General features: G+C 66.1%; 11 protein-coding genes. 6 read left to right on the top strand and 5 right to left on the bottom strand.

The genetic code is table 11. The features are described from left to right. Positions 1-32: 32 nt before the first annotated feature. Complete coding sequence (gene cysK, locus B0E46_RS10115) at positions 33-974, bottom strand: cysteine synthase A (RefSeq protein ID WP_077555654.1); 942 nt, start codon at positions 972-974, stop codon at positions 33-35. A 69-nt stretch (positions 975-1,043) separates the two neighbouring features. Continuing rightward, positions 1,044-2,534 (bottom strand): siroheme synthase CysG, encoded by a 1,491-nt coding sequence (gene cysG, locus B0E46_RS10110; protein WP_077555653.1) that lies wholly within the window; start codon positions 2,532-2,534, stop codon positions 1,044-1,046. Positions 2,535-2,855: 321 nt separating this feature from the next. Here cysG and B0E46_RS10105 point away from each other — a divergent pair, with 321 nt between their 5' ends. After that, positions 2,856-3,848, top strand: coding sequence for a LysR substrate-binding domain-containing protein (locus B0E46_RS10105; RefSeq protein WP_077555652.1), 993 nt, complete (start codon positions 2,856-2,858; stop codon positions 3,846-3,848). Between the two features lie 21 nt (positions 3,849-3,869). Here B0E46_RS10105 and B0E46_RS10100 read toward each other — a convergent pair whose 3' ends face one another. From B0E46_RS10100 to B0E46_RS10090, 3 genes are read right to left on the bottom strand one after another with little or no spacing between them, the layout of a single operon-like run. Then, a complete protein-coding gene (locus B0E46_RS10100) occupies positions 3,870-4,592 on the bottom strand; it encodes a phosphoadenylyl-sulfate reductase (protein WP_077555651.1) in 723 nt (240 codons plus the stop codon). Then, on the bottom strand, positions 4,589-6,268 hold the full coding sequence (gene cysI, locus B0E46_RS10095) for an assimilatory sulfite reductase (NADPH) hemoprotein subunit (protein WP_254425115.1): 1,680 nt from the start codon (positions 6,266-6,268) through the stop codon (positions 4,589-4,591). The genes B0E46_RS10100 and cysI overlap by 4 nt, the downstream gene beginning before the upstream one ends. Positions 6,269-6,281: 13 nt before the next feature. After that, positions 6,282-8,039 carry an assimilatory sulfite reductase (NADPH) flavoprotein subunit gene (locus B0E46_RS10090; RefSeq protein ID WP_254425122.1) on the bottom strand — a complete coding sequence of 586 codons (1,758 nt, stop codon included), beginning with the start codon at positions 8,037-8,039 and terminating at the stop codon, positions 6,282-6,284. A gap of 234 nt (positions 8,040-8,273) precedes the next feature. Between B0E46_RS10090 and B0E46_RS10085 the strand changes: the two genes are divergently transcribed. The 5 genes from B0E46_RS10085 (at position 8,274) to odhB (ending at position 15,558) form a co-directional block, all read left to right on the top strand. Continuing rightward, entirely contained in the window at positions 8,274-9,014 is a 741-nt protein-coding gene (locus tag B0E46_RS10085) for a sulfite exporter TauE/SafE family protein (protein WP_254425114.1), read from the top strand. 99 nt (positions 9,015-9,113) lie between these two features. Beyond that, positions 9,114-10,247, top strand: a complete 1,134-nt coding sequence (locus tag B0E46_RS10080; protein ID WP_254425113.1) for a cupin domain-containing protein — start codon at positions 9,114-9,116, stop codon at positions 10,245-10,247. Beyond that, entirely contained in the window at positions 10,244-11,194 is a 951-nt protein-coding gene (locus tag B0E46_RS10075) for a GNAT family N-acetyltransferase (RefSeq protein ID WP_077555646.1), read from the top strand. The genes B0E46_RS10080 and B0E46_RS10075 overlap by 4 nt, the downstream gene beginning before the upstream one ends. A 299-nt stretch (positions 11,195-11,493) precedes the next feature. After that, positions 11,494-14,331 carry a 2-oxoglutarate dehydrogenase E1 component gene (locus B0E46_RS10070; RefSeq protein WP_077555645.1) on the top strand — a complete coding sequence of 946 codons (2,838 nt, stop codon included), beginning with the start codon at positions 11,494-11,496 and terminating at the stop codon, positions 14,329-14,331. Positions 14,332-14,349: 18 nt separating this feature from the next. After that, the gene (gene odhB, locus B0E46_RS10065) at positions 14,350-15,558 is read left to right on the top strand and encodes a 2-oxoglutarate dehydrogenase complex dihydrolipoyllysine-residue succinyltransferase (protein WP_077555644.1); all 1,209 of its coding nucleotides are present in this window, start codon (positions 14,350-14,352) and stop codon (positions 15,556-15,558) included. The last annotated feature ends 43 nt before the right edge of the window (positions 15,559-15,601 follow it).

Below are 15,601 nucleotides of genomic sequence, written 5' to 3'. Positions count from 1 at the left end.
CAGTAGAGGCCCGCAGCTGCGGGCCTCTACTGTCATTCGATCTCGTCCGAACCTTCGTTGACGCCTTCGAACAAAAAGGTCGACAGGTAGCGCTCGCCGGTATCCGGCAGCATCGCCAGCAGCACCGATCCTTGCGGTGCATCGGCCGCCACCTGCAGTGCCGCGGCCAGCGTGGCGCCGGACGATATCCCGACGAAGATGCCCTCCTGCTGCGCCAGCGCGCGTGATGTGTCGCGGGCCAGCACATCATCCACCGGCACAATGCTGTCGGCGATGCCGCGGTTGAGCACGGCCGGCACGAAGTCCGGCGTCCAGCCCTGGATCTTGTGCGGCTGCCATTCCTTGCCTGAGAGGAGTGCGGCACCCACCGGCTCGGAGGCGATGATCTTCACCTCCGGCCTGGCCACTTTCAGCACCTCGCCGACACCGGTGAGCGTGCCGCCGGTGCCCCAGCCGGTGACGAAGTAGTCCAGCCGCCTGCCGGCGAAATCGCGCAGGATCTCCGGCGCGGTAGTCTGGCGGTGGTACGCCGGGTTGGCGGGATTCTCGAACTGGCTGGCGAGGAACCAGCCATGCTTCGCGGCCAGTTCCGCCGCCTTCGCCACCATGCCGGTGCCACGCGCGGCGGCAGGCGTGAGCACCACTTTGCCACCATAGGCGCGGATCAGCTTGCGCCGCTCGATCGAGAAAGTCTCGGTCATCACCGCCACGAACGGGTAGCCACGCGCCGCGCATACGGCCGCCAGCGCCACGCCGGTATTGCCCGAGGTCGCCTCGACCACGGTCTGGCCGGGCCTGAGCGTGCCGCGCTGCTCGGCATCGAGGATGATCGCCAGCGCCAGGCGGTCCTTCACCGAGCCGGCCGGGTTGAACGCCTCCACCTTCACGTACAGCTCGACGTGCTTGGGCGCCAGCCGATGGAGTTTGACGATCGGGGTATTGCCGATGGTGTCGAGGATACTGTCGTAGATCATGGGTCACTCCATGGAAACCGGCAGGGAAACGGCGTCGGCGATGATGCGCCCACACAAGTAAAACTATCGTCAGCCAAGGTGGATCGCAGGCAGCAGACCGGCATGCTCTTGCAGTGGCTGGATGCTGCTGCGCCTACCCGTGGCGGCCACGCGAATATCGTGCACCGTCGCACCCAGCGGCGGCTGCCCGAACCATGCCAGGGATTGCGCCAGCGCTGCGACTTCGCCCAGGATCAGCAATGCCGGCGAGCCCACGGCGTGCGCAGACGCACGCTCGGCCAGATTCGCCAAGGTGCCGACAACCACCCGCTGTTCAGCGCGCGAGCCGTTTTCGATCAACGCAAACGGGGTCGTGGCCGCGCGACCGTGCTCGATCAACTGCGCCTGCAGCGATGCCAGTTCGCCCACACCCATGTATACCGCCAGTGTCTGCCGTTCCTGCGCCAGCGCGACCCAGTCCAGGGTGTCGAGCGAACTGCGGCAGTGCGCGGTGACAAAACGTACCGACTGGGCATGCTGGCGATGCGTCAACGGTATGCCTGAATAGGCTGCGCAAGCCACCGCGGCAGTGATGCCTGGCACCACTTCGTAGGGAATCTCGTGGCTGCGCAGGAACTCCAGCTCCTCGCCGCCACGGCCGAACACGAACGGATCGCCGCCCTTCAGCCGCACCACCCGCCGACCCGCGCGCGCATGCTCCAGCAACAAGTCATGGATGCCATCCTGGGTCGTGTGATGATTGCCCGCCTGCTTGCCGACCTCGATGCGCGCGGCATCGCGCCGCGCCAGCTCCAGCACCTCGGCACTGACCAGCCGGTCGTGCAGGATCACGTCCGCCTCGTTCAGCGCACGCAAGGCGCGCAAGGTCAGCAGACCGGGATCGCCGGGGCCGGCGCCGACCAGCACGACTGACCCTGGATGCACCGGCGAGGCCGATGCCAATGCCTGCTCCGCCGCCTGCAACGCCTCTTTTGGCTGTCCCCGACGCAGGAGTGCCGCGACCGGGCCGGCAAACAGGGCTTCGTAGAACTGCCTTCGAGCCGCCATGTCCGGCAGCCGGGCCCGAATGCGCCCACGCAGCTGGGCAGCCAACTTCGCTAGCGCGCCCAGCGAAGAGTCCAGCAGCGCCTCCAGCCGCTCGCGCAGCAACCGCGCCAGCATGGGCGCCTCGCCGCCACTGGAGATCGCGATCATCAGCGGTGCACGATCCACCACCGCCGGCACGTGGAAACTCGATAACACCGCATCGTCGACCACGTTGACGAAGACACGCCGCAACCCGGCCAGTGTGGCCACCAGCGCATTCGTCTCACGATCGGAAGTGGCCGCCACTACCAGCCATAGCCTTTCGAGCCAGCCTTCCTGGAAGGCATCCGCGCGATGCGCGATGCGACCTTCGCTGACCCAGCGTCGCAACTGCGGCGTCAGCGCTGGCGCATTCACCGTCACCTGCGCCTGCGCGCCAAGCAACGCGGCAACCTTGCGTTCGGCTACCGCACCACCGCCCACGACCAGCACGGCGCGATGCGACAGATCGGCGAACAGCGGGTAGAGCTTCATGATGCGGTGAACCTGCCTGGCGTGCATGGATGCGGGGCCACGCTACGGAGACCGCACCGCCCCTGCAAATGATTTGTGCCAATGCTCATATGCCGTCGCGTTATGGCGTAGTCGGCTAACAAATTGTTGACATATTGTTTAAATGGCCGTATAGACGTCCAACCATGAAAGGAAAAATCAATCATCCAGCACGTATTCACAGCGGCCCTGGCGTCACTGCCATTGCCATGCCATGCACGATGCCAGCTCGCCTCATGCGATGTATCCGTACTCTGCTCGCGCCTCGATCCATCGACCACGATCGCCTACGGAAACACCGCCATGACGCTTACCCAGCTGCGCTATCTCATTGCCATCGCCGACTCCGGCCTCAACATCACGCTCGCTGCCGAACGCGTGCATGCCACCCAGCCCGGGCTGAGCAAGCAGCTGAGGCAGCTTGAGGACGAACTCGGCTTCCAGCTGTTCCTGCGCAAGGGCAAGAGCCTCGACTCGGTAACACCGGCCGGCGCCCAGGTGCTGGAACGCGCGCGCACAATCCTCGCCGAGGCCGGCAATATCCGTTCGATCGCCGCGAACCTGCGCAACGAGGCGCACGGCGAACTGCGCATCGCCACCACCCACACCCAGGCACGCTTTGCCCTGCCCACCGCGATCGGCGCACTCAATGCCGACTATCCACAGGTCAGCGTGCACCTGCAGCCGGTGCGCGATGCCGAGGTGCTGGCGCAACTGGAAGCTGGCCGGGTCGACCTTGCCGTGGTCAGCAGCACTGGAACGCCCCCGGCGAACGGCGTCGCCTTGCCGGCCTACCACTGGCAGCGGGTCATCGTGGTGCCGCGAAACCATGCGCTGACCACGCACAGGCAGCCGGTTTCGCTGGAGCAATTGGCGCAGCTGCCGCTGATCAGCTACGACTCTTCGCAGAAGGCGGAGTCATCGCTGCGCCGCGCATTCGATGCCGTCGACCTGTCGCCACAGATCGCGATGACCGCCAGTGACGCCGACCTGATCAAGACCTATGTACGTGCCGGACTGGGCGTCGGCGTGCTGGCCGAAATGGCGATGCTGCCCGCGGATACCGACTTGCAGGTGTTGCCCGCCGATCACCTGTTTCCTTCATGCACGACCTGGATCGTGCTGCGCCGCGAACGTGTGCTGCGCGCCTATGTGCTGGAGTTCATCAGCCTGTTCGCGCCGCATCTGCACCGCCGCGAAGTGGCACGCGCACTGGCCGCCGATGCGGCGGGCGACTGGCCAGCCGTACCGCATTGGCGGGAACGCTCGCAGGCAGCGCTGACCGATGCCGCCTGATCTGTTGGAGCCTGCCCGGGGTCAACCCGGGCCGTGCAACCCGCATTCACGCTTCAGCCCGAAGAAACGGGTGTCCTCCGCCTCCATGCCGGGTTCCCAGCGACGGGTGGTATGGGTATCGCCGATCGAGACATAGCCCTGCTCCCATAACGGGTGATAAGGCAAGGCGTGACGCTGCAGATACATGCCCACGTCGCGGTCGTTCCAGTCGGCGATCGGATGGAATTTCCAACGGTCACGATTCCACTCGACAAAGGGAATGTCCTGCCGGCTCCTCGACTGGCTGCGCCGCAGCCCGGCAAACCAGCTCTGCACGCCAAGGTCCGTCAGGGCACGCTGCATCGGCTCCACCTTGCGGATGCTGTTGTAGCGCTCGATGCCCTCGATGCCCTGCTCCCACAACCGCCCATAACGGGCCTCGGCCCAGGCCCGCCCGATCACCGGCCGGTAGACCTTAAGATTCAATTGAAGGCGCTCAGCCAGCGTATCGACGAATTGATAGGTTTCGGCAAACAGGTAGCCGGTATCGATCAGGATCACCGGTATGTCCGGCTGCTGGCGCGTCAGCAGATGCAGCGAGACTGCGGCCTGCGCACCGAAGCTCGACGACAGCGCGTGCCTGCCAGGGGTGTGTTGCAGCGCCCATGCCACGCGTTGCTCGGCCGTCTGGCCAGCCAGCCAGTCGTTCAACCTGGCCAAGGCGTGCGGATCGCGCGGGTTGCGCGGTAATTCGATCGCGCTCATGCGTTGACCTTGAGCGGAATCAGCCGCGGCTGACCAAGGACTGCGGCACGCAGCAGGAAATCGCCGAAGTGTTCTCCCGCTGCGCGCTCACCGGCAAAGCGGGCAAACAGCTGATCGAGGACTTCGAGCAGGGCCGCCTCGTCGACATTTTCCCGATACAGCCGATTCAGCCGCTGGCCACGGAAATCCGCGCCAAGGCGCAGGTCGTAACGACCAGGAGCGCGTCCGACCAGGGCGACCTCGCCCAGGTACGGGCGTGAGCAGCCATTCGGGCAGCCGGACAGGCGCAGCAGGATCGGCTCCTCGATCAGCCCATGGCGACCCAGCAATGACTCCAGCTTCGGCAACAGCAGCGGCAGATAGCGCTCGCTTTCGGCCATCGCCAGCCCGCAAGTGGGCAACGCCACGCAGGCGACCGCGTGCTGCCGGATGGCGCTGTGCTTGCGGTAGCCGTCCATGCCGTGACGGGCGACCAGTGCGTCGATGGCCGCACGATCCGCCGCCGCCACGTTGGCGATGATCAGGTTCTGGTTGCAGGTCAGGCGGATGTCGCCCGTATGTATCGCAGCCAGCTCGCGCATGCCGCTTAGCCAGGTGTGCGCCGCCGTATCCAGCAGACGGCCAGACTCGACCTGCAGGGTCAGATGCCAGCGGCCGGCATGGCCTTCGATCCAGCCGTAACGATCGCCGTTGTGGTCGAAACGAAACACGCGCTCCGGCTGCAGCGCAAAACCGAGGCGCCGTTCCAGCTCGCCCTTGAATGCAGCCAGCCCATGCCGGTCGATGGTGTATTTCAGGCGTGCATGCTTGCGTTCCTCGCGATCGCCCCAGTCGCGCTGCACTGCGATCACGGTCTCGGCGAATGCCAACAATTGCTCCGGCGGCACGAAGCCGATCACATCGGCCAGCCGCGGATAGGTCGACGGGTCGCCATGGCTGGCGCCCATGCCGCCGCCGATCGCCACGTTGAAGCCGACCAGCCGGCCATCCTCGACGATCGCGATCAGGCCCAGGTCCTGGGCGAACACGTCGATGTCGTTGAGCGGCGGGATCGCCAACCCGATCTTGAACTTGCGCGGCAGGTAGGTCGGGCCATACAGGGGCTCGACTTCTTCTTCGCCGACCAGTTTTTCGCCGTCGAGCCAGAGCTCGTGATAGGCGCGGGTCTTCGGCTTGAGATGCTCGGACAGGCGCACCGCCCACGCATACGCCTCCTCGTGCGCCTGCGATTCGACCGGATTGGCATTGCACACCACGTTGCGGTTGACGTCGCCGCAGGCGGCGATGGTGCTGGCCATGGCCGCATCGATCGCCGCGATGGTCGGCTTCAGGTCGCGCTTGATGATGCCGTGCCACTGGAAGGTCTGCCGCGTGGTGATGCGCAGGCCGCTGCTGGCATAGTCCGCGGCGATCTTGTCGAACGCCAGCCATTGCGCCGTCGTCATCACCCCGCCGGGCAGGCGCGCGCGCACCATGAAGGCATACGCCGGCTCCAGCTTCTGGCGCCGACGTTCGTCGCGGATGTCGCGGTCATCCTGCTGGTAGCTGCCATGGAACTTGAGCAGCTTGTTGTCGTCCTCGCTGATCGCACCGGTGACCGGGTCGGCCAGCCCTTCGGCGATGCTGCCGCGCAGGAAGCGGCTTGCCTGCTTGATTGTTTCGAGGTGGGAAGACATGGACTGGCTCGTATCAGTAGACATCGCGGGCGTAACGGCCCTGTTGCAGCAACTCGGCAAGCCAGGCTCTGGCCTCCTCGGCGGACAGGCCACCGTGTATGGCGACCACGTCCTGCAGCGCCGTGTGCACATCTTTCGCCATGTGCGCGGAGTCCCCGCAGACGTACACATAGGCACCTTCGCGCAGCCATGCGTACAACTCGCGGCCGTTTTCGCGGATGCGCTGCTGGACATAGGTTTTCGCAGCGGAATCGCGGGAAAACGCCAGATCCAGGCGCTGCAATGCTCCGCTGCGCAGCGCCTCCTGCCATTCCACCTGGTAGAGGAAATCCTGCGTGAAATGGCGGTTGCCGAAGAACAGCCAGTTGCGGCCACTGGCTGCCGTCGCCTGGCGCTCCTGCACGAAGGCGCGGAATGGCGCGATGCCGGTGCCGGGGCCGATCATGATCACGTCGCGGCTGCTGTCGGCAGGCAGCCGGAAGCGCTCGTTCGACTCGACGAATAGCGGTACCCGCGCGTCATCTCCCGCGCCCGCGAGGAAAGCCGAAGCGGCCCCATAGTGGGCGCTCCCATGTGCCGCGTACTCCACCACGCCAACCGTCAGATGAACTTCGTCGTGACCGACCAGTTTGGCGCTGGAGGCGATCGAATACAGCCGCGGCGTCAGCGGACGCAGTGTGGCCACCAGCTGTGCGGCATCCCAGTTCGCCGGAAATTCGCGCAACAAGTCGATCGGCTGATGGCTTTCCAGCAAGGCCGCGAAGGCAGTCTGCTGCCCTGGCTCAAGCACGCGCTGCAGGCCGGCATGCCGGGTCGCGGCGGCTTGCGCCGCCACCAGCGGCCGGGTCAAGCGGGTAAGTTCACGTTCATGGCTGAGCCAGCGCGCCAGCGGCAGGCGGCGTCCCTCGTGCTCGATTTCGCGCAAGCCATCGAGCTTCAACGCCGATAGCCACTGCTCGACCAGCACCGGTGAGTTCTGCGGCCACACGCCGATGGCATCGCCGGGTTCGTAGCGCAGGCCGGAACCTTCGAGCGACAGCTCGATGTGCCGCACCTCGCGCTCACTGTCGCGCGACACGATGCGCTGGTTTTCCAGGACCGCGGCCGGAAACGGGTTGTCGCGAGCATGCAGCAACGGCGCACTGACCGCATGCAGCGGGCTGGCATGCCGCGCCGGTGCGAGCGGCACACTCAAGGCCTCGCGCGCGGCCTCCAGCACGCCCGCCGACCACTCGGCGGCGGCCGAATCAAAATCCACGTCGGCCTCGCCGAGCACGGCGAAGCGACTGGCGCCAAGCTCGACCAGGCGCGCATCCAGCTCACGGCTGACCGCGCAGAACTTCGGATAGCTCGAATCGCCCAGCCCCAGCACGGCGAACTTCAGCTGCGGCAGCCTGGGCGCACGCTTGCCGGAGACGAACTCGATGAAGCCGATCGCATCGTCCGGCGGATCGCCATCGCCCTGGCTGCTGATCACCACGACCAGGTGGCGCTCCTGCGCCAGCTCCCGCGACGGATAGGCGCCGGCACGCAACAGGCGCACCGTCAACCCTGCCGCTTCGGCCCGGCTCGCCAACTGCTCGGCCACACGCCGCGAATTGCCGGTCTGGCTGCCGTAGACGATGCTCAGGCGCTCGCCGGCCCGAGCGACCGATGCCACGAGCGGCTCGGCGACCACGGCCCGTCCCGCATGCACCGGGGACCCGGCTGCCAGGGCGGCGCTGTATGCTGCAACCCAGTAAAGCTCCGCTGTCGACAGGCCGCCCGTCAGGCTGACGAGCTGGGCAAGCTTTCCCGCATCAAGCGCCGGGACCGGCAACGACGATTTGAGTGCGACGCTCACATGCATTCCTTTTGGACGTCTTTACGTCTTTATGTCCATATTATTAACTATCGACAATTACCGGAAAGCATATGTTGACATGTCGTTATGCCCGTCACTCATTTCTATGCACTGCGCGGCAGGGCTGATACTCTCTCGCGACGCCCCGAAGACCCGCCCGCCTTGATCGAACTGCTCACCTTCATTGCCGTCGGCGCCTTCGCCCAGCTGATCGACGGCGCCCTCGGCATGGCCTACGGCGTAACCTCGGCCGGATTGCTGATGGGCCTGGGCATGCCGCCGGTCGCCGCCAGCGCCAGCGTGCACTACGCGGAGACCTTTACCTGCGGCGCCTCCGGCATCAGCCACCTGATGGCCGGCAATGTGCGGCGACCGCTGTTTCTTGCGCTGGTGATACCGGGTGTACTGGGCTCGCTGCTCGGCGTACTGGTCGCCGTCAATGTGCCGCCGCAATGGATGCGCATCGCGTTGACACCGTATCTCCTCGGCATGGGCCTGTTCCTGCTGTTTCGCCGCAGCCACCAGCCTGGGCAGCGTACGGATGTACCGCGCGGTACGGCGCCCATGGGGCTCGCCGCCGGCTTTGTCGACGCGATCGGCGGTGGCGGCTGGAGCGCGCTGACCGTGACCATCCTGCTTGCGCGCGGCCTGCCGCCGCGCGTGGTGATCGGCAGCGTGCACCTGGCCAAATGCGTGGTGAGCATCGCCGCCAGCATGAGCTTCCTGCTCACCATCGGCACCAGCCATGGGCTGGCCGTCATCGGCCTGATCGTCGGCGGCGTGCTCGCCGCTCCGTTCGGCGCGTTGTTCATCCGCCGCATCCCGCCTCGCGCAGCCACCCTGCTGGCCGGCCTCGCCGTACTCGCGCTGGGCATCAACAACGCGGTACGCATGTTCGGCTGAGGCCGATCCAAACCCGACGGCCGCCACTACAATGCGCGGATGAACCTCGCCCACCCACTCCCGATTGAAGTCCGCGGCAGCGCCGCGCATCCGCTGGGCATGAGCCCGGCCCGATTCCTGCGCGACTACTGGCAGAAACGGCCCCTGCTGATCCGTCGCGCATTCGCCGATTTCCAGCCGCCATTGCAGCCGGACGACCTGGCGGGCCTGGCCTGCGAGGATGGCGCGCTGGCCAGGCTGATCATCCACGACGAGAAGCGCGACCGCTGGCACGTCAACCCGGGCCCGCTGAACGAAGCCGACTTCGCCAGCACACCCGACAGCAACTGGACCCTGCTGGTGCAGGATGTCGACAAGTGGGATGCGGACGTCGCGAGCCTGCTGGATCACTTCGGCTTCCTGCCGAGCTGGCGCGTCGACGACATCATGGTCTCCTACGCCGAACCCGGCGGTGGCGTCGGTGCGCACGTCGACCAGTACGACGTATTCCTGCTGCAGGGGCTTGGCCAGCGCCACTGGGCGATCAGCGACGATCCGATGGCGCCGAAGGAGTTCCGCCACGACGTGGAGCTGAAGCAGCTCGCCCACTTCGAGCCAACCCACGAATGGCTGCTGGAGCCGGGCGACATGCTGTACCTGCCGCCGGGCGTGCCGCACGACGGCGTGGCCTTCGGCGGTCCGTGCATGACGTTCTCGATCGGCATGCGTGCACCCTCGCAGGCGGAACTGACCGGCGACCTCGCCGACCACATCGCCGAGCACCTGCCGGAAGAATTGCGCTACGCCGACCCGGACCTGAAACCGGCCAAGGCCACCGGCGAGATCGACCGCGCCGCGATCGAACGCCTGAAGACGGCGCTGCCGTTTGCTGCCGTACTGCATGACGACATGCTGCGCGACTGGTTCGGCCGCTTCATCACGCGCTACCGCAACGCACAGACGCCGGCGCCGCTCGACAAGCCCCTGAGCGAGGATGCGCTGGCCAGACAACTCGCCGCCGGTGCAAAGTTGCTGCGCCACCCGTGGTCGCGACTGGCCTGGAGCCAGGGCAAGTCCGGTTGCACGCTGTTTGCCAGCGGCCACGCCTACCCGGCCACGCCGGCACTGGCACAGCAGCTGTGCGAGCAGCGCGCGCTCAGCCTCACTGGCAAACAAGGCGCTGCCGAACGCGGCTTGCTGCTGGCACTGGTCAATGACGGTCATCTCCTGCCGAGAAAATCGCGCCGCCGATGAAGCTGCAGAACTTCCACGTCGAAATCGCCGAATGGTCGCGCGAGGAACAGCGCGCGGCCTTGCTCGACTTGCGCCACACAGTATTCGTGCAGGAACAAGGCGTACCCGAGGCACGCGAGCGGGACGGCCTCGATGTGGACTGCTGGCACGTACTGGCCCGTGACGAAAGTGGCCAGCCGATCGGCTGTGGCCGGCTCACGCCGGCGCACAAGATCGGCCGCATGGCCGTGCTGCAGGCCTGGCGCGGCCAAGGCGTCGGCGTGGCCTTGCTGCGCGAACTGATTGGACGCGCCCGTGCCCAGGGCTGGCCGGATGTGGCGCTGGATGCCCAGGTCAGCGCACTCGGCTTCTACGAGCGCGAAGGCTTCGTTGCCTATGGCGATGAATTCGAGGACGCCGGGCTGCAGCACCGGAGCATGCGCCTGTCCCTGCCAGCCGGCAGCCTCGATATCACACCGGCGCGCGACATAGGCGCATTGCCTGCCGCCACACGCAGCGAAACCGCCGCCGCGCGATTACGGTTGCTTGGCGAGGCACGACATCGACTGGCCATCTACCTGCCGCAGCTCGGCAACGACAGCTACGCCAGCACGGAAGAGCTGGCCGAACTGCGGCGCATCGCGATCTCCGGCCGCAGCGCGCAGATCCGCATCCTGCTGCACGACCCCGAGGCCGCCCTGCGCAACGATCACCGGATGATCGCGCTGGCGCAGCGCCTGCCCAGCATGATCCAGATCCGCATGCCGGTGGAGGAAGCCGACCTGGCCTACGCCTCGGCGTACCTGCTCAACGACATCGGCGGCTATCTGTTTCTGCCCGAGGCGGGTCGTGCCCAGGGCCGCGCAGCCCTTCACGACCGCGCCACCCAGGCCGCGCTGCAACAGCACTTCGATGAAGTATGGGAACGTGCCGAGCGCGCAGGCATGTTGCAGGCGCTGGATATCTAGCAACCGCCTTTCGCGACTGAACCCCAGCTGGCCGCCAGCCATGTATCCCGGGTCGGCAGCCGCGGCGACAAAGCGCATGAAACCGGAGCCTGCGATGCATCACGGCGGCCTGGCACCTGTCCACAGCTCATTTCCTGCCGCTTTCGGGGTGTCGCGCCGCAGCAAGCCAAGGCTATAATTGACCGGATTCTCCCCAGTCGTCCGTGTGAGCGGTTGGTCGGGCTTGAAAACCGACATAACATCGCGACTTCCCAGCTCACACGGATGGCTGCAAGCATCCCTTCCCTGCCGGTGGTGACGTGAGTACAAACCTGATCCGCGAGTTCTTCGAGTCCTCCCAACTCGCTGGCGGCAACGCCGATTACGTCGAATCGCTTTATGACGCCTGGCTGGCGGACACCTCCTCGGTGTCTGCCGATTGGGCCAAGTACTTTGAGACCTTCAAGGGCCGCGAGTCGGGAGATGTCTCCCACACCGCGGCCATTGCACGTATCGAGGCCGCCCAGAAGCAGCGCCATCTCAACGGCGCAGCCGCCCCGATGAGCGACGAGCACGCGCGCAAGCAGGCCGGCGTGCTGCGCCTGCTCACCGCCTACCGTTCGCGCGGCCACCTGGCCGCCAACCTCGATCCGCTCGGCCTCACCGAGAAGATGCCGGCGCCGGATCTCGGCCTGGCCTTTCACGGGCTGACCGATGCCGACCTGAACACCGAATTCGATACCGGCAACTATGCCGGCAACGGCCAGCGCCTGAAGCTGGGCGACCTGCTGAGCCGTTTGCAGAAGACCTACGCCAGCACGATCGGCGCCGAGTTCATGCACATCAGCAACCATGAGCAGCGCCACTGGATCTACAGCCGGCTTGAACAGGCTGCCGGCAAGAGCACGCTGGACAAGGCCGGCAAGCAGCGCGTGCTGGACGGCCTGACCGCGGCCGAAGGCCTGGAGCGCTACCTGCATACCAAGTACGTCGGTCAGAAGCGCTTCTCGCTGGAAGGTGGCGACAGCCTGATCCCGATGATCGACGACGTCGTGCGCGCCGCCGGCGACAACGGCATCAAGGAGCTGGTGATCGGCATGGCCCATCGCGGCCGCCTCAACGTGCTGGTCAACATCCTCGGCAAGCCGCCGAAGACCCTGTTCGACGAATTCGAGGGCCGCTTCGAGCATCCCGACGACCCGGCGCATTCGGGCGACGTGAAGTACCACATGGGCTTCTCCGCCGACGTCAAGACGCCCAAGGGCGGCGTGCACGTGGCGCTGGCGTTCAACCCGTCGCACCTGGAAATCGTCAACCCGGTGGTGACCGGTTCGGTGCATGCGCGCCAGACCCGCCGCCGCGACACCTTGCACACGCAGTCGATGGCCGTGGTGATCCACGGCGATGCCGCGCTGGCCGGCCAGGGCGTGAACATGGAACTGTTCAACATGTCGCAGGCCCGCGGCTTCAAGATCGGCGGCAGCCTGCACATCGTGGTGAACAACCAGGTCGGCTTCACCACCTCGAATCCGCAGGACGCGCGCTCCACCATGTACTGCACCGACCTGGCCAAGATGGTCAACGCGCCGGTGTTCCATGTGAACGGCGACGACCCGGAAGCGGTGATCGCGGTCACCCGCCTCGCCTACGATTTCCGCAAGCAGTTCCGCAAGGACGTGGTGATCGACCTGGTCTGCTACCGCCGCCACGGCCACAACGAGGCCGACGAGCCGGCCGCCACCCAGCCGGTGATGTACCAGATCATCCGTGCCCGCCCGACCACGCGCGACCTCTACCAGCAGCAGCTGGTGAAGGATGGCGTGCTGGCCGAGGGCGACGCCCAGAAGCAGTTCGAGGCGTATCGCGACCGCCTGGAAACCGGCGACACGATGACCGAGCTGGATCCCGCGCCGGCACGCGACATCCATATCGACTGGGCCCGCTACAACGGCAAGCTGTCGACCAAGGTCGACACCGGCGTGCCGAAGCAGAAGCTGGTCGAGCTGGCCAACACGATTCTCGACCTGCCGAAGGATCTGGTGCTGCAGGCGCGCGTGGCGAAGATCTACGACGACCGCCGCAAGATGGCCGCCGGCGAGCTGCCCGGCGACTGGGGCTTCGCCGAGAACCTGGCCTACGCCACCTTGATCGATCAGCAGCACAACCTGCGCCTGGTCGGCCAGGATTCCGGCCGCGGCACGTTCTTCCACCGTCATGCCGTGCTGCACGACCAGAAGGACGGCCACACTTATATGCCGCTGGCGATGGTGCGCGAAGGCGCCGACGTCGAAGTGATCGATTCCCTGCTCAGCGAGGAAGCGGTCATGGCGTTCGAGTACGGCCACGCCACCACCGATCCCGATACGCTGCACATCTGGGAAGCCCAGTTCGGCGATTTCGCCAACGGCGCCCAGGTGGTGATCGACCAGTTCATCAGCTCCGGCGAATCGAAGTGGAACCGCCTGTGCGGTCTGGCGCTGTTCCTGCCGCACGGCTACGAAGGCCAGGGCCCGGAGCATTCCTCCGCGCGTCTGGAGCGCTTCCTGCAGCTGTGCGCGTTCGACAACATGCAGGTCTGCGTGCCGACCACGCCGGCGCAGGATTTCCACATGATCCGCCGGCAGATGCTGCGCCCGGTGCGCAAGCCGCTGATCGTGATGACGCCGAAATCGCTGCTGCGCCACAAGCTGGCCGTATCCACGCTGGACGAGCTGGCCAACGGCAGCTTCCAGCTGGTGATCGGCGAGCATCGCGAATTGCCGGCGAAGAAGGTCAAGCGCGTCGTGCTGTGCTCGGGCAAGGTCTATTACGACCTGCTGGAGGAGTCCGACAAGCGCGGCCTGACCGACGTCGCCATCGTGCGCGTCGAGCAGCTCTATCCGTTCCCGCGTGCCGAGGTCACCGCCGAACTGGACAAGTATCCTTCCGCCAGGGAAGTGATCTGGTGCCAGGAAGAGCCGATGAACCAGGGCGCCTGGTTCCAGATCCGTCATCACCTGCAGGCCTGCATCGGCAGCAAGCACAGCCTTACCTACGCGGGGCGCGCGCGCTCGCCGGCACCGGCTGCCGGTCATCTCAACACCCATGTTGCCGAACAGGCAGCTCTCGTCGAGCAGGCGCTGGTCGCGCCGGTCGGCACCGACCACGCGGCAGAATAAAGAAACCAAGGATCATTTATGTCCATTGAAGTCAAAGTCCCCGTTCTGCCCGAATCCGTTTCCGATGCCACCATCGCCACCTGGCACAAGAAGGCCGGTGATGCGGTGAAGCGCGACGAGAACCTGGTGGATCTCGAAACCGACAAGGTGGTCCTGGAAGTTCCGGCGCCGGTCGACGGCGTGCTGAAGGAAATCCGCCAGCAGGTCGGGGACACGGTGAACAGCCAGCAGGTCATCGCGATCATCGAGGAAGGCGCGGTTGCCGCTGCTCCGGCTCCGGCTCCGGCTCCGGCGGAGGCATCGAAAGCCGCCGCGGCTGCGCCGGCCGCTGCCGCACCGAACCTCGCGGCCAAGGGTGCCGAGGACCTGTCCCCGGCCGGCCTGCGCGTGGCCACCGAACAGCATATCGACCCGTCCAAGGTCGCCGGCACCGGCCGCGACGGCCGCGTGACCAAGGAAGACCTGGTCAACTACGGCAAGGGTGCACCGGCCGCCGCGACACCGGCCGCCGCACCGACGCCGGGCTCGCGCCCGGAAGAGCGCGTGCCGATGACCCGTATGCGCGCGAAGATCGCCGAGCGCCTGATGCAGTCGAAGAACTCGATCGCCATGCTGACCTCGTTCAACGAGGTGAACCTGGCCGAGGTGGTGAAGATGCGCAAGACGCTGGGCGAGTCGTTCGAGAAGTCGAACGGCGTCAAGCTCGGCTTCATGAGCTTCTTCGTCAAGGCCACCGCCGAGGCGCTGAAGCGTCACCCGATCGTCAACGCGTCGGTCGACGGCAACGACATCATCTATCACGGCTACCAGGACATCTCGATCGCGGTGTCCACCGAGAAGGGCCTGGTCACCCCGGTGCTGCGCGACGTGCAGGACATGAGCTTCGCCGACATCGAGAAGGGCATCATGGCGTACGCCAAGAAGGCCCGCGACGGCAAGCTCGGCCTGGACGACCTGCAGGGCGGCACCTTCACGATCACCAACGGCGGCACCTTCGGCTCGCTGCTGTCCACGCCGATCGTCAATCCGCCGCAGAGCGCGATCCTCGGCATGCACACGATCAAGGAGCGCGCGATCGTCGAGAACGGCCAGGTCATCGCCGCACCGATGATGTACATCGCGATCTCCTACGACCACCGCATCATCGACGGCAAGGACGCGGTGCTGTTCCTGGTCGACATCAAGAACCAGCTCGAAAATCCGCAACGGATGTTGCTGGGTCTCTAATGACGCGGGAACGGGGAACAGGGAACGGGGAACGGCAAACGCC

The sequence above is a fragment of the Rhodanobacter sp. B04 genome, assembly GCF_002001125.1.
Lineage (GTDB): Bacteria > Pseudomonadota > Gammaproteobacteria > Xanthomonadales > Rhodanobacteraceae > Rhodanobacter.
Note: the sequence above shows the minus strand (reverse complement) of the source record. Positions and strands in the feature narration are given on the sequence as shown.